The 20,387-nt window shown below is 74.6% G+C and carries 14 protein-coding genes; 4 read left to right on the forward strand and 10 right to left on the reverse strand.

Annotated elements, in window-relative coordinates; genetic code table 11:
• Positions 1–452 precede the first annotated feature (452 nt).
• Complete coding sequence (locus ACWD4P_RS30590) at positions 453–1,100, reverse strand: TetR/AcrR family transcriptional regulator (RefSeq protein WP_449781885.1); 648 nt, start codon at positions 1,098–1,100, stop codon at positions 453–455.
• A 127-nt stretch (positions 1,101–1,227) separates the two neighbouring features.
• Here ACWD4P_RS30590 and ACWD4P_RS30595 point away from each other — a divergent pair, with 127 nt between their 5' ends.
• Both ACWD4P_RS30595 and mca read left to right on the forward strand, forming a co-directional pair.
• Positions 1,228–2,673: an MDR family MFS transporter gene (locus ACWD4P_RS30595; protein ID WP_449781886.1), complete on the forward strand. Its 1,446-nt coding sequence runs from the start codon at positions 1,228–1,230 to the stop codon at positions 2,671–2,673.
• Positions 2,674–2,713: 40 nt separating this feature from the next.
• Positions 2,714–3,625: a mycothiol conjugate amidase Mca gene (gene mca, locus ACWD4P_RS30600; protein WP_449781887.1), complete on the forward strand. Its 912-nt coding sequence runs from the start codon at positions 2,714–2,716 to the stop codon at positions 3,623–3,625.
• A 143-nt stretch (positions 3,626–3,768) separates the two neighbouring features.
• Here mca and ACWD4P_RS30605 read toward each other — a convergent pair whose 3' ends face one another.
• Positions 3,769–5,259: an extracellular catalytic domain type 1 short-chain-length polyhydroxyalkanoate depolymerase gene (locus ACWD4P_RS30605; RefSeq protein WP_449781888.1), complete on the reverse strand. Its 1,491-nt coding sequence runs from the start codon at positions 5,257–5,259 to the stop codon at positions 3,769–3,771.
• Positions 5,260–5,491: 232 nt separating this feature from the next.
• Here ACWD4P_RS30605 and ACWD4P_RS30610 point away from each other — a divergent pair, with 232 nt between their 5' ends.
• Positions 5,492–6,058, forward strand: a complete 567-nt coding sequence (locus ACWD4P_RS30610) for a PaaI family thioesterase (RefSeq protein WP_449781889.1) — start codon at positions 5,492–5,494, stop codon at positions 6,056–6,058.
• A gap of 222 nt (positions 6,059–6,280) precedes the next feature.
• On the opposite strand, the gene ACWD4P_RS30615 is transcribed toward ACWD4P_RS30610, so the two are convergent.
• From ACWD4P_RS30615 to ACWD4P_RS30625, 3 genes are all read right to left on the reverse strand, one after another.
• A complete protein-coding gene (locus ACWD4P_RS30615) occupies positions 6,281–7,279 on the reverse strand; it encodes an ElyC/SanA/YdcF family protein (protein ID WP_449781890.1) in 999 nt (332 codons plus the stop codon).
• A gap of 76 nt (positions 7,280–7,355) precedes the next feature.
• A complete protein-coding gene (gene pip / locus ACWD4P_RS30620; RefSeq protein ID WP_359829197.1) occupies positions 7,356–8,318 on the reverse strand; it encodes a prolyl aminopeptidase in 963 nt (320 codons plus the stop codon).
• Between the two features lie 186 nt (positions 8,319–8,504).
• Positions 8,505–9,203, reverse strand: a complete 699-nt coding sequence (locus tag ACWD4P_RS30625) for a TetR/AcrR family transcriptional regulator (protein WP_359829196.1) — start codon at positions 9,201–9,203, stop codon at positions 8,505–8,507.
• A 124-nt stretch (positions 9,204–9,327) separates the two neighbouring features.
• Here ACWD4P_RS30625 and ACWD4P_RS30630 point away from each other — a divergent pair, with 124 nt between their 5' ends.
• On the forward strand, positions 9,328–10,893 hold the full coding sequence (locus ACWD4P_RS30630; protein WP_449781891.1) for an MFS transporter: 1,566 nt from the start codon (positions 9,328–9,330) through the stop codon (positions 10,891–10,893).
• 144 nt (positions 10,894–11,037) lie between these two features.
• On the opposite strand, the gene ACWD4P_RS30635 is transcribed toward ACWD4P_RS30630, so the two are convergent.
• The 5 genes from ACWD4P_RS30635 to ACWD4P_RS30655 form a co-directional block, all read right to left on the reverse strand.
• A complete protein-coding gene (locus ACWD4P_RS30635) occupies positions 11,038–11,865 on the reverse strand; it encodes a lysophospholipid acyltransferase family protein (protein WP_449781892.1) in 828 nt (275 codons plus the stop codon).
• Positions 11,862–12,695, reverse strand: coding sequence for a GNAT family N-acetyltransferase (locus ACWD4P_RS30640; RefSeq protein WP_449781893.1), 834 nt, complete (start codon positions 12,693–12,695; stop codon positions 11,862–11,864). Before ACWD4P_RS30640 ends, ACWD4P_RS30635 begins: the two co-directional genes overlap by 4 nt.
• 340 nt (positions 12,696–13,035) lie before the next feature.
• Positions 13,036–14,415, reverse strand: a complete 1,380-nt coding sequence (locus tag ACWD4P_RS30645; RefSeq protein WP_449781894.1) for a serine hydrolase domain-containing protein — start codon at positions 14,413–14,415, stop codon at positions 13,036–13,038.
• A gap of 152 nt (positions 14,416–14,567) precedes the next feature.
• The gene (locus ACWD4P_RS30650; RefSeq protein ID WP_359825879.1) at positions 14,568–15,893 is read right to left on the reverse strand and encodes a M1 family metallopeptidase; all 1,326 of its coding nucleotides are present in this window, start codon (positions 15,891–15,893) and stop codon (positions 14,568–14,570) included.
• Between the two features lie 47 nt (positions 15,894–15,940).
• On the reverse strand, positions 15,941–20,008 hold the full coding sequence (locus ACWD4P_RS30655) for a Pls/PosA family non-ribosomal peptide synthetase (RefSeq protein WP_449781895.1): 4,068 nt from the start codon (positions 20,006–20,008) through the stop codon (positions 15,941–15,943).
• Between the last annotated feature and the right edge of the window lie 379 nt (positions 20,009–20,387).

The following is a 20,387-nucleotide window of genomic DNA, read 5'->3' on the forward strand; positions in this document are numbered from 1 at the left end:
CCCGAGCCCCCCGGCTTCGCCGGCTCGCTCTCCCCGCCTCTCACCCTGATAGACGTCCATCCGCCCGGGGGGTTGCAGCCGGGTTCGAAGAAATTCTTCGCGACGTGACGGACGCCGGGCATGGCGGTGGCCCCGCGCATCGCGCACCTGCCGGTCGATCCGTCGGAGGGGCCCGGCGGCTGGGTGCCCACCCCTGTTCCGCGCGCCGCGACGGCCGTTCGGACACGGCCCCGGAAGTGTCACTCGCACCGTCAGAATGCGGTCGCAGGGCTACAGGCCCCGCGCCCTGCGACCCGGTGCCCGAGGAGCGGAGCGGTGGCTCGCCGGCGCTTCCGACCCCGGGCTGCCCGGAGTGGTGGTCGCGCCGCCGGCCACGTCGGCTGAAGCGGGGGAGCGGTACTCCACGTCGCGAACATCCGCATCCGGGCCGACCGATGATCCACGGGAAACGTCTAGACCTCCCTCACGGCGTAGTTCCCCAGGGCGTTCTCCAAGCGGTCGTACGCCCGGACCGCCGAGGGGCGGACTGCGGCGGCGATCGCGGCGTGCTCCTCGCCGGCCAGGGTGCGGCGGAACACCTCGGCGAACACCGCCCGGTCGACGGCGGCGAGCAGCGCGGCGGCGACCCGGCACTCGAAGCCGACCGGCATCTCGTGCACCGCCTCGGCCAGCGCCTCCGCGAGTGCCGTCTCGCTCTGCTCGTGCAGCTCGCGCAGCCGGGCGGCCAGGGCGGGGCTGGCGGAGACGGTGCGGGCGAAGTCGGGGCCGGAGAAGCCGAGTCGGGCGTCGTGCCGGTCGAGCCCGGCGAGGCAGTCGCGGCGCAGTGCGGCGAGCGCGGACTCGCCCGGCGCGCGCTCCGAGACGGTGCCGGCGAGCCGGCCGGCGAGCTCCTCGTGCAGGTCGAAGAAGAGGTCCTCCTTGCGGGGGAAGTGGTTGGTGACGGTCATCTTGGCGACGCCGGCGGCGGCCGCGACCTCGGCGATGGTCGTGCGGTCGAAGCCCTGCTCGATGAAGAGCCTGGTCGCCGCGTGCGAGATGGCCTCGCGGGTGCGGCGCTTGTTGCGCTCGCGCAGGTTCGGGGTCGTCCCGGAGTCGGTCATGGCAGGAGCGTAGCGCACTTCGCTGGGTCGGGCACAGTAATTGGATTTGACCCAGCGAATGGGTCCGTCCTAAGTTCTTCCCGGGGGGCCGGAGCGGCCGCCCGGGACGGCGACCAGGGGAGGGCGCATGACGGCATCCGTCACCACGAAGGACAGGCCGGGCGAAGTCCGGCAGGGGGAGCCGGGGCCGATTCCGCCGGGTCTGTGGAAGATGGGCGGGGTGCTCGCGCTCGGGCCGGTGCTCGCGCTGCTGGACGCCACGATCGTCAACGTCGGCATCGACTCCGTCGGCCGCGACCTGCACAGCTCGATCGCGGCGGTGCAGTGGGTGGCCACGGGGTACCTGCTGGCGATCTCGCTGACCATGCCGCTCTCGGGCTGGGCCGCCGGCCGCTTCGGCGGGCGGCGGGCGTGGCTCGCCTCGGTGGTCCTGTTCGTGCTCGGATCGGCGCTGTGCGGCCTGGCCTGGTCGACGGGCAGTCTGATCGCCTTCCGGGTGCTGCAGGGGATCGGCGGCGGGATGATGCAACCGCTCGGCCAGGCAATCATCATACAAGCGGCCGGACCGTCCAGGGTCGGGCGGGTGATGGGCACACTGATGCTCCCGATCAGCCTGGCGCCGGTCCTCGGGCCGATCCTCGGCGGGCTGGTGCTGGAGCACTTCGACTGGCGCTGGATGTTCCTGCTGAACGTGCCGGTCGGGCTGCTGATCCTGCTGCTCGCCGCCCGCTGGCTGCCGGCTGACGAGGCGTCGGACGCGCCGAAGCCCCGGCTGGACGTGACCGGGCTGGTGCTGCTCTCGCCCGGCCTGACCGGTGTGGTCTACGGGCTCGCGACGATCGGTGAGGGCGCGACGGCCGGCTGGGTCGCCCTGGCGGTGGGCACGGTGCTGGTGGTGGTCTACGGCCTGCACGCGCTGCGGGTGGGGCGCGCGGGCGTCCGGGCCCCGCTGATCGACCTGCGGCTGTTCGCCCGGCGCGGCTTCAGCGTGGCGACGGCGAACAGCTTCCTGCAGGGCGCCGCGCTCTACAGCTCGATGTTCCTGGTGCCGCTCTACTACCAGCAGGTCAGGCACGCCGGCGCGGTCGAGGCCGGTCTGCTGCTGGCTCCTCAGGCCCTCGGCACGGCGGTCACCGCGATGCTGGCCGCCCGGATGACGGACCGTGTCGCGCCGCGCCCGCTGATCCTGACCGGTATCGCCTGCTCCCTGGTCGGCACGATCGCCTTCACCCAGCTGGGGAGCGGCTCCGAACCGGCCGCCTGGCTGATCGCCGGCTCGTTGGCACTGCGCGGCGTGGGCATGGGGATGATCGCGATACCCGGCCTGGCCGCGGTCTACGGGAGCGTCGACAAGGACCAGGTGCCGGCGGCGGCGGGGGCGGTCAACGTGCTGAACCGGCTGGGCGGAGCGCTCGGCACGGCGGTGCTGACCCTGGTCCTCCAGCAGGCACAGGAGGGGCACCCCGACCACCCGGGCGCGGCCTTCGGCGAGACCTTCTGGTGGGCGCTGGCCCTGTCCGCGCTCGCCATCGCTCCGGCGCTGCTCTACCCGAACACCCGCAGGCCCGGCTGAGCGCCGCCCGGTTCCCGACCACTCAAGCCCGGAGGTATCCGTGATCATCCGTCACCCCGGTGGCCTTCGCCTGCTCAGCGTGCACGCGCACCCCGACGACGAGTCCAGCAAGGGCGCGGCCACCCTCGCCATGTACGCGGCCGAGGGCGTGGACGTCCTGGTCGCCACCTGCACCGGCGGCGAGCGCGGTTCGGTGCTCAACCCGGCCATGGACCGGCCCGAGGTCCGGGCCGACATCGCCCGCGTCCGCCGCGAGGAGATGGCGGCCGCACGGGAGATCCTCGGAGTGCGCCAGGAGTTCCTCGGCTTCGTCGACTCCGGGATGCCCGGTCCGGGCGAGCCCCTCCCGGTGGGCTGCTTCGCGGCCCACCCGGTGGAGCTCGCGGCGGTGCCGCTGGTCGCGTTGATCCGGGAGTTCCGCCCACAGGTGGTGGTCACCTACGACGAGACCGGCGGCTACCCGCACCCGGACCACGTGATGACGCATCGGGTCACCGTGGCGGCCGTCGAGGCCGCCGCGGACCGGCACCGCCACCCCGAGGCGGGCGAGCCCTGGCAGGTGTCCAAGCTCTACTACCACCTGGCGCTCTCCCGGGCCTGGTTCCGGGCCCTGCACGAGGCCATGACGGAGCGGGGCGTCCCCTCGGGGATGGGCGAGCTGCTCGCCGACTGGCCCGACACCCCGCCCGCCCTCGCCACCACCACCCGGGTGGCGTGCGCCGAGCAGTTCGCCGTGCGGGACGCGGCGATGCTCGCGCACGCCACCCAGGTCCAGCCCGGCGTGGCCTTCATGGCCCACCCGCGGGACATCGAGCGCGAGGTCTGGCCGACCGAGGACTACCACCTGGCCCGGAGCCTGGTGCCGGGGCCCGGGCCGGGCGGGATCGAGACCGACCTGTTCGCCGGGCTCCGGGCGGACGCGGTGGCGGTGGCGGAGGTGGGCGGGGGATGAGCCTCACGGTGGCTGCGGCGGTGCGGGCCGTTTCGGCAGGGGCCGCTTCGGTAGGGGCCGTCACCGCGCGGGTGGTCGCCGCGCGGGCCGTCGCGGTGCTGTCCGGTGCCCCGGTGCTCGGGGCCGTTGCGGCCGCCGTCCGTTCAGCACTGGCCGTCGGCGAGTACGTAGTAGCCCGGTCCGGTCTGCTTGAGCGTGTGGGTGACGAAGGTGTTCCAGAGCCCCATGCTCTGGCCCGAGCCGAGGGCGTAGGTCAGGCCGCCGCTCCGGGAGGCGCGGCCGGCCAGGACCTGGTCGTAGTTGTTGGCGGTGAAGCACTGGGGCGTGCCCCCGCTCGGGGTGGTCGCCGTCACCGCCGTCGAGCGGGCGCCGACCGCGCCCGACCCGTCGACCGCCGCCACCGTGTAGCTGTACGTGGTGCCGGCCGCGAGACCGGTGTCGGTGAAGGCCGTGCCGCTTGGGGCGCCCACCTGGGTGCCGCCGCGGAAGACCCGGTACGAGGCGGCGCCGCTGACGTCCTGCCAGCCGAGGGTGACGGAACCGGTGGCCGCGGTCGCGGTCAGCCCGATCGGGGCCGGCAGCCCGGGGTCGGTGGGGCCGGAGCCGCCGTCCAGGCCCCAGAACTGCGCCGTGTAGTAGCCGGAGCAGATCGTGTCGAGGAAGTAGGCACCGGTCGCTCCGCACTGGTCGGCCCCGGTGCCGGGGTGGACGGCCAGCCCGTGGCCCATCCCGCTGACCGTGAACAGGCCCACGGCGGGTTTGCCGCTCGCGTCGGCGTAGAGCTCCTGGGTGGTGCCGCCGGGGAGGCTCCGGGTGCTGGTCGGCTGCCGGGCGATGCCCTGGACGTTCGTCCACTGGTCCCGCAGTTCGGTCGCGTTCACCGGCCTGACCACGGTGTCGGCGGTGCCCTGCCAGATCGCCACCCTGGGCCACGGCCCGGTGTAGCCGGGGTACGCGGCCCGGACCTTGTCGCCCCACTGGGCGGGGGTGAGCCCCTGGTCCGAGTTCTGGCAGCCGGAGGCGGCGGCCTGGGTGGTGGCGCAGTGGGCGGGCAGCCCGGAGTCGATCGCCCCTCCGGCGAACACGTCGGGGTAGTCGGCCAGCAGGTCGGCGGCCATTCCGCCGCCGGCCGAGAGCCCGGTGACGAACACCCGGCGGGCGTCCGAGCCGTACAGGGACTCGGCCTTGGTGACCATCTCGACCACCGACCTGGCCTCGCCGACGCCCCGGGCGGCCTTGCCGGCGTCGAACCAACTGAAGCAGGAGAGGTTGTTGTTGACGCTGCTGGTCTGCGGGAACACCACCGCGAAGCCGTACTGGTCGGCGAACTTGGTCCAGCCGGAGCTGCGGTAGTAGTCGGTGGCGCTCTGCACGCACCCGTGCAGCGCGACCACCAGGGGAGCGCCGGCGGGCAGCCCGGCAGGGGTGTAGGTGTACATCGCGAGGTTGCCCGGGTTGGTGCCGAACCCGGTGACCTGCTGGAAGCCGCCGCTCGTGGCCGCGGGCGCGGAGGGCGGAACGGAGGCCGGAACGGAGGCCGCAGTGGGGGAGGCCACGGCCGCGTCGGGTGCGGCGGTGGCGAGCGCGAGGGTGACGGCGGTGAGCAGTGCCGCGGTGGTGGGGCGCAGTGGCATGGAGGCTCCTGGGTGGGGGAGGAGTGGGGGGCGGTCCCGTGCAGCGTGGCGCGCCCGGAACGCCGGTGCCATGTGGCGGTCATCCGGGGTCCGCCGCCCGGCCATGGCGCGGGCCGCCATGGCCCGGCCGCCCCGCCCCGCCGCGCAGTGGCAGTGGCAGGGACCGGAGTCAACAGCTGCCCCGCGCCGTAAGGCACTTGAGACGGACGGCCGGACGGGGCAGGTTGATCCCATGACCACCGATGAGATCACCGTCGAAGGGCCCGAGCCCGCGAGCAGCGCGCAGTCCACGAGCGGTCCGGAGCAGCGCACTCGGACGCACACCTGGACGCCCGGCCCGCCGATCACCGAGTACGCCCACCTGAGCGGAGAGGAGATCCTGCTGGAGTGGATCGCCGGGCGGATCCCGGAGCCCTCGATCTGCAGCACCATGGGAATCCACCTGACCGAGGCGAAGCAGGGGGCGGCAGTGTTCCAGGGCGAACCCGGGGACCACCTCCAGAACCCGATGAACACCGTGCACGGCGGGTACCTCGCCACCCTGCTGGACTCGGCGCTCGGCTGCGCGGTGATGAGCAGGCTGCCGGCCGGGGTGGGCTACACCACCACCCAGCTCAACGTGCACATGCTGCGCCCGGTGTTCGCGGACTCGGGGCCGCTGCGCTGTGAGGGCGTGGTGCTGCACCTGGGCCGGACGATGGCGACGGCCGAGGCCAAGGTGGTGGGCGTGGAGAACGGCAAGCTCTACGCGCACGCCACCACCACCTGCGCGATCCTGTCCGCCCGCCCGGCGTCCTGAATCGGGCTGCCCGATCGGCCTCCCGGCCGGTCTGCCCGGCCGGTCTGCCCGGCCGGTCGGCCCGAGCGGTCTGTCCGAGCGGTCTGTCCGAGCGCGGGGCCAGGGAGGCCGGAGAGAGGCTGCCCGCAGTTATGTCCGGTCGCGCGTCCCACCCGAACAGGAACGGGCGGGCCCCGGCCGCCGAGGCGACCGGGGCCCGCCCGGTGGGAATGCCGTGGCCGTTCAGAGGGCCGCGACCACCCCGCAGAGGGCGATGAGGCCGCAGATCCCGAAGTTGACCAGCTTGTGCGACAGGAAGATCGCGGCGAACTCGCGGATGGTCGCGCTCGGCCAGTAGTACCGGGCGGTGGGCGAGCCGAAGACGTGGCCGTTGACGCCGGTCTGGCGGGCGAGCAGGGCGGCGCGGAAAGCGTGGAAGTTGTTGGTGACGACGACGCACCGGTAGTCGGGCTTGGCCTGCTCCATGATGGCCTTGCTGAAGAGCAGGTTCTCCTCGGTGGTGCGCGAGCGGTCCTCCCGCTCGATGTGCTCCGGGGGGAAGCCCTGTTCGATCAGGTAGTCGGCCATCGCGTGGGACTCCGGCAGCTTCTCGTCCGGCCCCTGGCCGCCCGAGGTGATGAGCACCGGCGGGTTGCCGCGGGCGGCCTGGCCCTCGTACACCTCGCGGCCCCGGCTCAGCCGGCTCGCCAGCAGCGGCGGCACGCGCTCGCCGCCGATCAGTCCGGAGCCGAGCACGACCACGAAGTCCACGTCCCGGCGCGGCCGGTGGCGGCCGTACAGGAAGGCGTAGCCGACGAAGCAGGTGAACAGGAAGGAGACGTAGCCGACGACCAGGACCGCGGTGCCCGCCAGGGCGGCCAGCTGCCTGGAGTGGAAGACCAGGGCCGTGATCAGCAGCCCGATGACCGCCAGGATGCCCAGGCCGGCGAGCAGGGACAGCAGGTTGGCCGGTCGCCTGCCCTCCTTGCGGATCATGGTCATGCCGTTGGCGAGCAGGAACCAGACCAGGGCCGCCGTGCCGAGGGCCGGGAGGAGGACGATGACGCCGGCCACGAGCGTGACCACCATGCTGGGCGCCTTGCGGAGTTCGGCGAGCAGGGCGAGGGAGAGCAGGGAGACGGCGATGCCGAGCAGGACGGCGTTGCTGAATTGGCGGCGGTCGCGCAGTACCCCGATTCCGAACAACAGGAAGAACAGGGCGGCTGGGGCATAGGCGATCATGGGTCGTATGGTAGGCCTTCCTCGGTCTGGACCATTCCTGCGAACGGCCCAACCGCTCCGTGGCGGAGCGGTGCCGTCAGGCGAAGCGCTCGATCGCGGCCAGGATCGCGTCGCGCATCCGCGGGCTCCCGGTGTGCCCGGCCTCGTCGATGATCGTCAGGCGGGCGTCGGGCCAGGCCTTGGTCAGCTGCCAGGCGGTGTCGACCGGCCCGCCGAGGTCCAGCCGGCCGTGGATCAGCTCTCCGGGGATCCCGGCCAGCCGTCCGGCACCGGTCAGCAGCGCGTCGTCCGGCAGGAAGGCCCGGTGCGAGAAGTAGTGCGCGGTGATCCGGGTGAAGGCCATCAGGGCCTCGGAGGGGCGGTCGGTGTACGCGTTCGGCTTGCCCAGCGACTCGTGCGAGATGACCGCGTCCTCCCAGGTGGCCCAGGCGCTGGCGGCGGCCCGCCGGACGGGCTCCTCGGTGCTGTTGAGCAGTCGGCTGTAGGCGGCGAGCAGGTCGAAGGTGTCCCCGTCGCGGTCGGCGGGCGGAAGGAAGTCCCGGAACTCCTCCCAGGCTCCGGGCAGGAAGCGGCCCACGCCCCGGTAGAGCCAGTCGGTCTCCTCGGGGCGGGTCATGGTGACCCCGCAGATCACGATCGCGGACACCCGTTCCGGATGGGCCTGCGCGTACGCGAGGATCAGGGTGGAGCCCCACGAGCCGCCGTACAGCAGCCACTTGTCGATGCCGAGGTGCTCGCGCAGCCGCTCCATGTCGGCGATCAGGTGCGGGGTGGTGTTGTGCTCCAGGCTGGTGGACGGGTCGGCGGCGTGCGGTCGGCTGAGCCCGCAGCCGCGCTGGTCGAACTGGACGAGGTGGTAGCGCTCCGGGTCGAAGTACCGCCGGGAGCCCGGGCTGTGGCCGGAGCCGGGCCCGCCGTGCACCACCACGGCGGGCTTGCCCGCCGGGTTGCCGGAGGCGTTCCAGTGGATCAGCTGTCCGTCGCCGACGTCCAACATCCCTTGCGCGTACGGTTCGTAGAGGGGGTACGGCTCGGGCATCGGTGACTCCTCCGTGGTCCGACGGGTGGGTCCGGCGAGCCTATCCCGGTGTCGGCACCGCGCCACCCGGATCTCCGGAGCCTGGATCGGGGCGGCCGGGATCGGGTCGGCGGGGTCAGGCGGCCGGGATCGTGGCGGCGTGAACTGGGTGGCGTGAACTGGGTGGCGTGATCGTGGCGGCCGGGGTCAGCGCCGCTCCGGTGGCAGCAGGGCCGCGAGGCCGTCGAGGATCCGCTGGACTCCGAACTCGAAGCGGACGTCCATGTTCGGCTCGGTGAGCTCGCCGGCGAGTTCGACCAGGTTGGGGTGGGTCTCGGCGGGAAGGGCCCGGAACAGGTCTCCGGCCGCGTCGGCGATGTCCCGGCGGCTGGTGCCGAGCACCTCGGAGGCGGAGATCGGCGACTGCTCCTGGAGCACGAAGCCCTGGACGAAGGCGCCCAGCAGGTAGCTGGCCATGGCGGCGTCCGCGTCGGAGAATCCGGCCGCGCGGAGCCGGTCCAGCTGGTCCTCCATCAGTCCGAGCAGGTGGGGCCCGGGGGCGAGCCGGCCGGCGACGACCTTGGCCGCGTCCCGGGTGTCGAGCAGGAGGCGGCGGTAGCGCCAGCAGTACGCGTGGAACTGTTCGCGCCAGTTCCCCTCGCGCGGCGGGGGTTCGGCGGAGCCCATCACGGCGTCGGTGAGCAGGTCGAGCAGCTCCTGCTTGTTGCGGACGTGCCAGTACAGCGAGGCCGCCTTGACGCCGACCTCGGCGGCGACCTTGCGCATGGACAGCCCGGCCAGGCCGTCGCGTTCCAGCACCCGCAGCGCGGCCTGGGCGAGGGCCTCCCTGGTCAGGTGGGGTGTGGTGTCGTCGCTCCCGGGCGTGCCGGTGTGGTTCTGCGGCATGGCTGTGCGGACGCCTCCGGCGGTCGAGCGGATTCCTGTTTGCAATCTAACACCGTTAGGTGCACTCTGTGGCTGTCGCCGCGACCCCTAACACCGTTAGGGGCTCATGATCGGGAGGGAACCCATGGAGGACACGAGCGCCCGCCGCCGACGGCTCGCGCTGCTCACGCTCTGCGTCACCATGTTCATGTCCATGCTGGACAACGTCATCGTCAACAACGCCTTGCCCCGCATCGGCCAGGAGCTGGACTCCGGGATCAGCGGCCTGCAGTGGGTCGCCGAGGGCTACAGCCTGGTGTACGCGGCCTTCGTGCTGACCGGCGGCGCGCTCGGCGACCGCCACGGCCGCACCCGGGTGTTCCGGCTCGGCCTCGCCCTCTTCACGGTCGGTTCGGCCGTGGCCGCGCTCGCCGGAACGATCGGCGTCCTGGTCGGCGCCCGGATGCTCCAGGGCGTCGGCGCCGCGCTGCTCACCCCGGGCAGCCTCGCCCTGCTCCGGCACGTCTTCACCGACGAGCGGGAGCGGGCCAAGGCCATCGCCACCTGGTCCGGGGTCTCCGCGCTCGGCCTGTCGGTCGGCCCGGTGGTCGGCGGTCCGATGGTCGAACACCTCGGCTGGGCCAGCGTGTTCTGGATCAACGTGCCGATCGGCGTCGCCGGCCTGCTGCTCGCCGTCCGGGTGCTCCCGGAGGTCCCGCCGCGCGCCCGCCGGATCGACCTCGGCGGCCTCGCCCTGTCCGCCGCCGGACTGGGCCTGCTGGTCTACGCGCTGATCGAGGGCCCCTCCCGGGGCTGGACCGACAGCGTGGTCCTCGGCTGCGGCGCCGCGGCCGCCGTGCTGCTGCTCGCCTTCCTGCTGCTCGAACTGCGCCTCGCCGAGCCGATGCTGGAGCTGCGGCTGTTCCGTGACGGCATGCTGGGCGGCGCGCTGCTCAGCGGGTTCATGGTCAGCTTCGGGATGTTCGGCGCGCTGTTCTTCCTGCCGTTGATGATGCAGGGCACCCTCGGCTGGTCCCCGGCCGCGGCGGGCTGGGCCGGGCTGCCGATGACCGCGATGCTGGTGGTCGCCGCGCCGCTCTCCGGTCTGCTGACCACCCGCTACGGGCCGCGGCCCCCGCTGGTGATCGGTCTCCTCCTCTGTGCGGCCGGGCTCGGCGGACTGTCGCTGTACGGCGACCACGCGCGCTACCTCGAGTACCTGTGGACGCTGTTCGCGATGGGCCTCGGGATGGGGCTCACCTTCACGCCGGTGTCGATCGGCGTGATGCAGCGGGTCGACCCGGCCCGGACGGGGATGGCCTCGGCCGCCATCAACACCCTGCGCGAACTCGGCGGCGTGCTCGGGATCGCCGTGCTGGGCGCCGTCCTGACCAGTCGTCTGACCGACTCCCTGACGGCCGCCCTGCACCGACTGGGCGTCCCGCCGGACGCCGTCGGCCCGATCGCGGACGCGCCCACCGGCGCGGTGCACGGCGGCGGCGGTGCGGCGTCGGCCCTGCCCGCTCCGCTTCAGGAGGCGGTGGACGGCGCCTTCATCGACGGGATCCACCTCGCCGTGCGCTGCGGAGCGGTCGCGCTCGCGGTCACCGCCGTCCTGGTCGCCGTCCTGCTCCGGCGGACGCGTCCGACCACCCCGCCGGAGGCCGCGGCCGAGCGACCGGCGGAACCGGCCGGGACCCGCGCCGCCTGACCGGTGCCCGTACGGCCGCGTGACCGGCTGCCACACTCGGGCACCTCTTCGGCCCCGGGCACCTCGCCGGCCGGGCGACCGTCGGCCGGGCGACCGCCCGCCGAGCCCGAGGACGCCGCCGGAGGGTCGTCGGCGGCGGGGCCGTCAGCGGACGCCCTCGATCGCCGCCTGCGCCGTGCGGGCCAACTCGCGCCGGGCACCCGCCCGGCCGGGCCGCGGGCCGGGCGGCGGGATCGGCGGCAGGAAGGTCACGTCGGCGACCAGCCCGCGGGCCGCGACCACCCGGGCGAGCGAGGTGAGCAGGCCGTCGTCCCCGATGAAGGCGGGCACGCTGGTCGGCCGCCCGTCGGCCAGCCGGTAGCGGATCGTCACCGGCTGGACGTCGGCCCCCGCCTCCACCGCCGCCTGGAACAGGGCGGGCCGGAACCGGCCGCTCTCCCGCCCGCACCAGGTCGACCCCTCCGGGAAGACGATCACCGGCTGCCCGGAGCGCAGCACCTCGGCCACCGCCGCGACGGTGTCCGGCAGCGTCCGCAGCCGGTCGCGGTCCAGGAAGACGGTGCCGCAGCAGGCGATCAGCGGGCCGAGCACCGGCCACCGCCGGACCTCGGTCTTGGCCAGCGACCGGCCCGGCTGCCCGGCGGCCAGCAGCGGTATGTCGAGCCAGGACACGTGGTTGGCCACCACGAGCACCCCTCCGCCCGAGCCCGCCCCCGGGCCAGGCCCGCCGGGCCCGGCGAGGTGGACGGTCACCCCGAGGGAGCGCAGCACCACCCGCGCCCAGAGCCGGACCAGCAGGATCCGGGCGCGGTACGGGGCCAGCCGGGCCGGCAGGCCGAGCACGACCCCCGCCAGCACCGCCGCCAGACAGGCCGCCAGCCGCAGCGCCCGCCGGGGGTGGGAGACCTCCGGGGAGATGTCGGCCAGGCAGGTCTCGGGCCGGCAGGTCGCCGTGGGCAGCCAGACACTCATGACGAGGCGCCCGAGGCGGGGACGCCGGACAGGAAGTGCCGCAGGTAGCGGGGGTCGGTGCGCTCCAGCGAGAGCAGCACGTACAGGTCGGCGCAGTCGAAGTCCGGGTCGTACGCGGGCTCGCCGCAGACCCAGGCGCCGAGGCGGAGGTAGCCGCGGAGCAGGGCCGGCAGCGCGCCCCGCTCGGCGCGGGCCACCCCGGTGGCGTCCCAGCGCCGGTGCGGGGTGACCCGGTACTCCTCGGGCGCGAGGTGCTTGGCGCTGACGGTGTCCCAGACCCGGGCCGCGGTGGCGCCGCCGTCCCCCAGCTCGATCGAGCAGCAGCCGCCGACCCAGGTGTTGCCGGTGTCGGCCAGGTAGCGCGCGATGCCGCCCCACATCAGGTTGATGACGGCGCCGTTGCCCCGGTGGTCCGGGTGGATGCAGGAGCGCCCGAGCTCGACCAGGCCGGGGCGGACCGGTGCGAGCGCGGAGAGGTCGAACTCGCCGTCGGAGTACAGCCGGCCGGCCCGTCGGGCGGCCTCGGGGCGCAGCAGCCGGTAGGTGCCGATGACGGTGCCCTGCTCGCCCTCGCGGACCAGCAGGTGGTCGCAGAACTCGTCGAACGGGTCGACGTCCAGACCCTCGACCGGGCTGTGCAGCACGGCGCCCAGTTCGGCGCCGAAGACCTGGTGGCGCAGCCGCTGGGCGGCGCGCACGTCGTCCTCGTCGCGGGCGAGGGAGACGGTGTACGCGGCCGGGGCGGCGGGCCGGGGGCGGGGCGCGGGGACCGCCGGGGCGTCGTGGGCGGTGGCGACTGCGGACGGAGCGTACGTGGGGACGGTGGTCATGGCGGACCCTCCAGGGCAGCACGATCGGCGGTGCCGTGGATCACCAGGGCACCGTCCCGGTCCGCAGGCGGTTGGGCATGGACGCGAACCGGTCCCCGTATGTCTCTCCGAATCGGTTGGCATTTATGTTGCGGCCCGGGGGAGCGCAGATGTGCACCTGTTGAATGGGAACACCCGTGGCCCGTCGGTCACTTGCACGGCACCGGGCGCTCGACCGGCGGGGGTGGACAAGGTACGGCGCGGGGGCGTACGGCCGCACCGTACGCCCCCGCGCCGCCCCCGCGCCGCACCCGCCGTCGTCACGTCGCCGTCCGTCCCCGGCCCGACCTCGACGGGCGGCTCAGAACGCCCGCCAGCCCTCCGGGTCGACCCCGCCCGGGACGGCGCCGGCCGGGCCGTACGGCTCGCGGGTGTAGACGAAGGAACCGACGTCCAGGTGGCTGACCGTGCCGTCGGGGTGGCGGACCACCCGCAGGGTCTCGCCCGCGTAGTAGTTCTCCACGCCGGTCCAGGTGCCGTCCGGCTCGGGCCGGAACCGGGAGCCGCGGCCGGCGCCAGTGAGCGGGCTGAGTTCCAGCACCCGTCCGGGCCGCAGTCGCAGGGCGGTCGGCGCGGCGCCCCAGTACCAGGGGCCGGTGAGTTCCAGCAGCTCCGCGTCCACGTCGGCCGCCGGGCGCCACGGTTCGGGCAGCCGGGGCTCCAGTTCGGCGGTGAGCGTGAGCAGCTGGGCGGCCAGCCCGGCGGTACTGGGGCCGCTGGTGGCGTTGGAGAGGGCGTACGCGGCCAGGCCGTCGGCCTCGCTGATCCACAGTCCGGCCGTGAAGCCGGGCATCGAGCCGGTGTGTCCGTACAGCAACCGGCCCTCGTGGCGGCGCAGTTGCAGGCCGAGTCCGTAGCCGCTGGTCCACTCGGCGTCGTCCGGGCCGACGGCCGGCCGGCGCATCTCGGCGAGGGTGCCGGCGGACAGCACCTTGTCGTCGCCGGCCGTCAGGAAGGCCGCCCAGCGGGCCAGGTCGGCGATGGTGGACCAGAGTTGGCCGGCCGGGCCCATCAGTCCGGTGTCGGTGAGCGGCTCGGGCAGCATGACGTCGGCCCAGGGGTGGACGGCGAAGCCCCCGGCGTGCGGGTGCTCGGGCAGTGCCGTGGTGCGGTCCATGCCGAGCGGGGCGAGCACCTCGCGGCGCAGCGCCTCGTCCCAGGGCTCGCCGCGCAGCTTCGCCACCAGGGCGCCGAGCAGCGCGTAGCCGGGGTTGGAGTAGTGGTGGACCCGCCCGGCCGGGTGCTTCAGCGGCCGCTCGGTCTCCAGGAGGTCGTCGAGGCCGGGCCGCAGGGTGCCCTCGGTCCGCTCCCACCACGGGCCGGGGGTCTCGGCGGGCAGGCCGGAGGAGTGTGAGAGCAGTTGGGCGATGGTGGGGTCGTCGGCGGGGGTGCCGGGCAGGTGCCGGGAGAGCGGGTCGGCGAGGTCGAGCAGGCCCTCGTCGCGCAGCCGGAGCACCAGGACGGCGACGAAGGTCTTGGTGAGGGAGCCGATCCGGTACTGGACGTCGGGGGTCGGCGCGTGCCCGTCGACCATGCTGCGGGCGCCGCTCCAGACCGGCTGCCCGTCCCGCAGCACCCCGGCGACGAGCGAGGGAGTGCGGCCCTCGGCCTGGGTGACGGCGAGCCGGTGCAGCAGGGCGCGGCGGGTGGCGGGCAGCAGCTCGGCGGGAAGGTCGGTCATGTGGACTTCCGGACTCATCGACATGTGTACGGACAGTAGTCCAGCCCGGCGCCGGGGCCGACCGAATAACCGGGGCGGGCCTGATGGCCGGTGTGGCCCAGTCGAGCGCGGCCCGGATGGCGACCGGCCCGGGCCCGGCCCCGCCGGAACGCTCAGTCCGTCGGCGGCGGCAGCTCCGGCCGCTCCAGCCAGGCCTCGAAGAGCGGGCCGAGCGGGGCGGTGGTGTACCGGGCGGCGTGCGCGCGCAGGTCGGCGGTGGAGACCACGCCGTGCCGGTTGGCGCTCGTCCAGTCCCGCAGCATCGCGAAGAACGCGTCCTCGCCGAGCGCCCGCCGCAGCGCGTGCACCAGCAGTCCGCCGCGCTGGTACAGCCGGTCGTCGAACATCAGCTTCCGGCCCGGGTCGCCGAGGCACAGGTCCTGCGGCAGCCCGGCGAGCAGCCGGTGCGCGGCGGCGGCGTGCACGGCCGCACCAGGGCCGCCGGCGTGCTCGGACCAGAGCCACTCGGCGTACTTGGCGAAGCCCTCGTTGAGCCAGATGTGCCGCCAGTCGGCGATCGTGACGCTGTTGCCGAACCACTGGTGGGCCAGCTCGTGCGCGATCAGCCGCTCGCGTTCCCAGCCGCCGCCGAGGTGGTTGGTGCCGAAGGTGGCGACGCCCTGCGCCTCCACCGGGACGTCCAGTTCCTCGTCCGCGACGACCACCGCGTACTCGCCGAACGGGTACGGGCCGAAGACCTCGCCGAAGTACGCCGCCATCTCGGGCTGCCGGGCGAAGTCCCGGGCGAACGCCGCGGCCAGCCGCTCCGGCACGTAGCCGGTCTGCGGCACCGCCGGGCGCACCGCCAGCGGCACCGGCCGGTAGTGCCCGATCGACACCGTCACCAGGTAGGTCGGGGTCGGCGCGCTCTGCTCGTACACCCAGGTGGTGCTGGACGCCTTGGTGGTGCGGGTCAGCAGCCGGCCGCTCGCCACCACCGTGAACGGGGACGCCGTGGTGACGGCGATCTGGTAGGTCGCCTTGTCGGCGGGGCGGTCGTTGCACGGGAACCAGGACGGAGCGCCGACCGGCTGGCTCGCCACCAGCGCGCCCTCGGTCAGCTCCTCCCAGCCCAGGCCGCCCCACGGGCTGCGCACCGGGCGCGGATTGCCGGCGTAGTGCACCTCGACGGTGAACGCCGCGCCGGGCGCCAGGGCCTTGGCCGGGCGGATCCGCAGCTTGCCGGCGCGGTGGGTGTAGCGGGCGGCCCGGCCGTCGACCAGCACCCGCCCGATCCGGAACTCGGCCAGGTCGAGCGCGAACTCCGCCAGCGCGGCGTCCGCGACCGCGCTCAGCCGGGCCGATCCGGCCAGCCGGTTGGGCCCGGGCCGGTAGTCCAGCGCCAGCTCGTAGCGGTGCACCCGGTAGCGGTGGTCGCCGCTGGTCGGGAAGTACGGGTCCGGGGCGCCGGCGGCCGCGGGGACGGGCTTGGACTTCACGGGGACGTGCGCTTCCTGCGGGCCGGGACGGGGGGACGGGGAGGTGGTCACGGCGTGGCCTGCCACGCCTCGATCGGATTGCCCAGCCACCGGGTGTCGGCGGGGACGGACTCGGCGCGCATCACCAGCGAGGCCGGGCCCAGCGTGCTGCGCGCGCCCACCGTGCTGCCGGGCAGCACGATGCCGCCCGGGCCCAGGGTGGCGCCCTCGCGGAGGACCACAGTATCCATCCGCATGATCCGGTCGTGGAAGAGGTGGGTCTGCACCACGCAGCCCCGGTTGACGGTGACCCCGTCGCCGAGGGTGACCAGGTCGGCCTCCGGCAGCCAGTAGCTCTCGCACCAGACCCCGTGCCCGACGTGCGCCCCGAGCGAGCGGAGCCACAGGTTGAGCACCGGGGTCCCCGGCACCGCGCCGACCAGCCACGGAACCGCCAGCATCTCCACGAAGGTGTCCGCCAGCTCGTTGCGCCACACGAAGCCGCTCCACAGCGGGTGCTCCACCGCCCGGAACCGCCCGACCAGCAGCCACTTGGCCGCCACCGCGACCGCGCAGGCCAGCACGCCGGCCGCCAGCAGGACCAGGCCCGACAGCAGCGCGGCGGTCAGCGGCGAACCGGCCGCCAGCCCGCACAGCGCCGCCACGGTCAGCAGGCCCAGCGCCCCGGAGGCCAGCACCGGCACCAGCCGGCCGACCTCGACCAGCCCGCGCGCCCACAGCAGCCGGGCCGGCGGCTCGTAGGTCAGGCTCTGGTCGGCCTGGTCCGCCGACCGCGGCAGCCGCATCGGCGGCATGCCCAGGTACGAGCCGCCCTTCTTCGCCTTCGCCGGCGTCGCCGACAGCACGCCCACCAGGCCGCGCTTGGGCACCGACCGGCCCGGCGCGGTCATCCCCGAGTTCCCCAGGAACGCCCGCTCGCCGACCTTCGCCTCGCCGAGCCGCACCCAGCCGCCGCCCAGCTCGTACGGGGCGATCAGGGTGTCGTCGGCCAGGAACGCGCCGTCGCCGACCGTGGTCAGGCTGGGCAGCGCCAGCACCGTGGACACCTCCGCGCCCCGCCCGACCCGCATCCCGAGGGCCCGCAGCCACAGCGGGGTGACCAGCCCGGCGTAGAGCGGGAACAGCACCTCGCGGGCGCGGTCCATCAGCTGGGTGACGGTCCACGCCTGCCAGCCCACCCGGCCGTGCAGCGGGTGCGTGCCGGGCACCAGGCCGATGCTCAGCAGCCGGACCAGCACCACCAGCTGCGCCGCGTACACCGCGCCGAACGCCAGGGTGGCGGGCAGCAGCCCGAGGAGCGCTCCGCCGAGCGCCGGACCGAGGTCCGCGCCCTGGTCGACGAAGCGGGACAGCGCGGCGAGCGCGGCGAGCGCGGGCAGCACCGGGAGCAGGCCGAGCACGGCGCCGCTGGCGCCGTACAGCGAGGCCCATCGGGCCCGGCGGGTCGGGCGCTCCTTGGGCCAGGTCCGCTCGACGCGGCCCAGCTTGACGGCGGGCGCGCCGCCCCAGCGCTGGCCGGTCGGCACCTGTCCGGTGACGCTCGAACCGGCCGCCACCTGGGCGCGCTTGCCGACCCGGGCGCCGGGCAGCAGTGTCGAGCGGGTGCCGACCACGGCACCGGAACCGATCTTGACCTGGCCGATCAGCAGCCGGTCGCCGTCCAGCCAGTAGCCGCACAGGTCCACCTCGGCCTCGACCGCGCAGCCGCGGCCCAGCTTCAGCATCCCGGTGACCGGCGGCAGCGAGTGCAGGTCCACGTCGGGCGCGACCTTCGCGCCCAGCGCCCGGGCGTAGCGCACCAGCCAGGCGCCGGACAGCGAGTCCGCGCCGCTCAGCTCGGCGAGCCGCTCGGCGGTCCACAGCCGCAGGTGGACGGAGCCGCCGCGCGGGTGGCTGCCCGGGCGCAGGCCCCGCAGCAGCAGCCGGGCGCCGCCCGCCGCGACGGCCAGCCGGCCCGGCGGGGAGTACAGCGCGAGCGCGCCCGCGCCGACCCACCACCACGAGGCGGTGGGCGCCCACGGGTAGTCGCCGACGTGGGTGAGCAGGTTCCCGGCGGCCAGCAGGGCGACCGTCCAGCGCAGGCCGACCACGGTGAACAGCGGGATCAGCAGCAGCAGCTGGAGCAGCTTGGCCCTGGTCGGCACCAGGGCGATGGTCCGGGCCTCGGCGCTCTCGCCGGCGCTGCGCTCCAGATGCCGGGCGAGCTTGCGCAGCGTCGGGTGCTGGTAGATGTCCAGCACGGCCGCGCTCGGGTAGCGGGTGCGCAGCAGGGTGGTCAGCCGGGCGGCTGCCAGGCTGCCGCCGCCGATCGCGAAGAAGTCCTCGCGCGGGCCGCCGACCCGGACCCCGAGGATCTCTGACCACTGCTCGGCCAGCCACGCCTCGGTGCCGTACAGCTCCTCGCTCGGGCCGGCGGTCTCCAGCTCGGGCAGCGGCCAGGGCAGGGCGTTGCGGTCGACCTTGCCGGAGGTCCTGGTGGGCAGGGTCTCGACGGTCGCCAGCAGTGGCACGAGGGCGGCGGGCAGCTCGGCGCGCAGCCGCTCGACGGCCTGCTCGCGGTCGAAGCCGTCCTGGACCACCAGGTAGCCGACCAGCAGCTGGTTGCCGCCGCGCGCGGTGCGGACGGCCGCCGCCGCGCCCGCCACGCCGGGCAGGGCCTGCAGGGCCGCGTCCACCTCGCCGAGCTCGATCCGGCGGCCGCCCAGCTTGATCTGCTCGTCGGTGCGGCCCAGGAACAGCAGGCCGGCCGGGTCCGCCTGGACCAGGTCACCGCTGCGGTAGGCGCGCTCCCAGCCCAGCGAGGGCAGCGGCGCGTACTTCTCGGCGTCCTTCTCCGGGTCGAGGTAGCGGGCCAGGCCCACCCCGCCGATCACCAGCTGTCCGGTGCCGCCGGCGGCCACCGGCAGGCCGGCCTCGTCCACCACGGCGAGGTCCCAGCCGTCCAGCGGCAGGCCGATCCGCACCGGGCCCTCGCCGGTCAGCAGGGCGGCGCAGGCGACCACGGTGGCCTCGGTCGGGCCGTAGGTGTTCCACACCTCGCGGCCCTCGGTGACCAGGCGCTGCACCAGTTCGGGCGGGCAGGCCTCGCCGCCGAAGATCAGCAGCCGCACCTCGTTGAGGGCCTCGGCCGGCCACAGCGCGGCCAGGGTCGGCACAGTGGAGACCACGGTGATCTCCTGCTCGGCCAGCCACGGGCCGAGGTCGGCACCGCTGCGCACCTGGGAACGGGGCACCGGCACCAGGCAGGCGCCGTGCCGCCAGGCCAGCCACATCTCCTCGCAGGAGGCGTCGAAGGCCACCGAGAGGCCGGCCATCACCCGGTCGCCGGGGCCGATCGGCTCCTCCTGGAGGAAGAGCGCGGCCTCGGCGTCCACGAAGGCGGCGGCGTTGTGGTGGGTGACGGCCACGCCCTTGGGCTTGCCGGTCGAACCGGAGGTGAAGATGATCCAGGCGTCGTCGGCCGGGGTGGGGCGGCGCTCCAGGGCGGGAGCGCGCTCACCGGTGGTCGTCAGGCCGCGCCCGGCACCGAGCACGGCGGCGACGGCGGCCTCGCCGAAGACCAGCTCGGCGCGTTCGTCCGGGTCCTCGGCGTCCACCGGGACGTAGGCGGCCCCGGCGGCGAGTACCGCGAGGATCGAGACGTAGAGGTCGTTGGTGCCGGAGGGCACGCGCACACCGACCCGGTCGCCCGGGCCGATCCCGGCGGAGGCCAGCCGGCGGCGCAGCTGCTCGACCTCGGTGGCCAGCGCGCGGTAGCTGAGCACGGTGTGGCCGTCGTCCAGGGCGGGCTCGTCGGGGTGGGAGCGCACGGTGGCGTCCAGTACGTCGACCAGGGTGCGGGGGACGGCGGCCGGGCGGCCGGGGAACAGGGCGAGGGCCGGGCCCGGCTGCGCCGGAGGGGCCTGGGCCGGCTCCTGCCGTGCGGTGCCGGCCGGCGTCCCCGCGGGTTGCGCGGGGTCCTGGGGCACGGGCACGGGCACGGGCGGGGGCGCGGTCTCGGTCGTGGGCTCCGCGGGCTCCTGGGGCGCGGGCCCGGGCTGTGCGGCCCCGGCCGGTGGCGTCGGCTCCTGCGGTGGCGTGGCGTGCTGCTCCGGGTGGCTCGGTTCAGCTGTCATGGCAGCCGTGCGCTCCTCGTCCTCGCCCCGTTCCGACCGATGCCCGGCCCCTGGGGCGGTGGGAGCACCAACCTGACCGGGTGACCCCACTCCGGGGCCGGAGCGGACAACCCGACCGATGGTAGCCCCGGGGCGGCGACCGGGCAGGACCGGAAACTCGCCCCAACTGGCGCCGGAACGACCGAATCTGACGGATCATCAGCCGATAACTGGGGCTCCTTGGAATCGATGTGACGAATTGTCAGTCGAATTGACGGGCCGTCAGGTGGAATTTTCGACCGTGATCCACACCACAGTGAATCCTGCTCCCTTCGAGTGGTGGAGGGGGTGGAACGCGGCGGGCCGGACCTCCCGGCCGGAGGTGATCGGCTCGGGAGGT

It is taken from the genome of Kitasatospora sp. NPDC002543, assembly GCF_053594915.1.

Excerpts from the sequence above, each read along its gene's own strand:
- ACWD4P_RS30590 (WP_449781885.1), bottom strand. The coding sequence starts at position 1,100 with ATGACCGACTCCGGGACGACCCCGAACCTGCGCGAGCGCAACAAGCGC.
- ACWD4P_RS30595 (WP_449781886.1), top strand. The coding sequence starts at position 1,228 with ATGACGGCATCCGTCACCACGAAGGACAGGCCGGGCGAAGTCCGGCAG.
- ACWD4P_RS30605 (WP_449781888.1), bottom strand. The coding sequence starts at position 5,259 with ATGCCACTGCGCCCCACCACCGCGGCACTGCTCACCGCCGTCACCCTC.
- ACWD4P_RS30610 (WP_449781889.1), top strand. The coding sequence starts at position 5,492 with ATGACCACCGATGAGATCACCGTCGAAGGGCCCGAGCCCGCGAGCAGC.
- ACWD4P_RS30615 (WP_449781890.1), bottom strand. The coding sequence starts at position 7,279 with ATGATCGCCTATGCCCCAGCCGCCCTGTTCTTCCTGTTGTTCGGAATC.
- pip (WP_359829197.1), bottom strand. The coding sequence starts at position 8,318 with ATGCCCGAGCCGTACCCCCTCTACGAACCGTACGCGCAAGGGATGTTG.
- ACWD4P_RS30625 (WP_359829196.1), bottom strand. The coding sequence starts at position 9,203 with ATGCCGCAGAACCACACCGGCACGCCCGGGAGCGACGACACCACACCC.
- ACWD4P_RS30630 (WP_449781891.1), top strand. The coding sequence starts at position 9,328 with ATGGAGGACACGAGCGCCCGCCGCCGACGGCTCGCGCTGCTCACGCTC.
- ACWD4P_RS30635 (WP_449781892.1), bottom strand. The coding sequence starts at position 11,865 with ATGAGTGTCTGGCTGCCCACGGCGACCTGCCGGCCCGAGACCTGCCTG.
- ACWD4P_RS30640 (WP_449781893.1), bottom strand. The coding sequence starts at position 12,695 with ATGACCACCGTCCCCACGTACGCTCCGTCCGCAGTCGCCACCGCCCAC.
- ACWD4P_RS30645 (WP_449781894.1), bottom strand. The coding sequence starts at position 14,415 with ATGACCGACCTTCCCGCCGAGCTGCTGCCCGCCACCCGCCGCGCCCTG.
- ACWD4P_RS30655 (WP_449781895.1), bottom strand. The coding sequence starts at position 20,008 with ATGACAGCTGAACCGAGCCACCCGGAGCAGCACGCCACGCCACCGCAG.